Below are 598 nucleotides of genomic sequence, written 5' to 3'. Positions count from 1 at the left end.
GCAGATTGAAGTCCAGGTCCTTGAGGGCGCCTGGGCTGTAGGGCAGGCCGAGCTGGCGCGCCGTCCAGCGTGCGGTGGCCGGCATCACCTGCATCAGGCCGGAGGCGCCGACGCCCGAACGGGCGTCGCTGATGAAGCGCGACTCCTGGCGCATCAGGCCATAGGGGTCGGCCGGATCCAGACCGGCGGCGCGTGCCTGCGCCAGCACCTGCTCGCGGTAGGGCATCGGGTAGCGCTGCGCCAGGTCCACCAGGTTCTGCGTGCGCTCGCTGGTGTTGATGCAGCGGTCCCAGACCGCGGCGGCGCAGGCGCGCGCGGCGGCGGCCAGCAGCGCACGGTCGTCGCCGGCCCGGTCGCGCAGCGCGAAGTTCCACTCGCGCACGCCCTCGCTGCGCAGGCCCAGCTCGATGAGGCGCAGCGCGCGCGTCAGGCCGGCGTGGTCCTGCGCCGCCTGGCGTTCGGCGCTGCTGGGTGGCGTGGGCGCCTGCGGCAGCGCTTGGTGCAGCCCCAGCTCGTCGGCGGCCAGCTGGCCGTAGAAATGCAGCGCCGCGCTCGGCGCCTGCGCGAGCAGCCGCAACTGCTCGCGCGCCTCGCGGCG

Annotated in this window: 1 protein-coding gene; it reads right to left on the bottom strand. The window is 75.1% G+C overall.

Translation table 11 applies throughout. From position 1 onward, the window contains the following. Positions 1-598: lytic transglycosylase domain-containing protein (locus ACMUOY_RS20575; protein ID WP_413894574.1), on the bottom strand; the 598-nt coding region annotated here is incomplete at both ends.

This window comes from Candidatus Skiveiella danica (assembly GCF_022705245.1).
Lineage (GTDB): Bacteria > Pseudomonadota > Gammaproteobacteria > Burkholderiales > Burkholderiaceae_C > Skiveiella > Skiveiella danica.
This window is presented reverse-complemented; position numbering and strand designations above follow the sequence as displayed.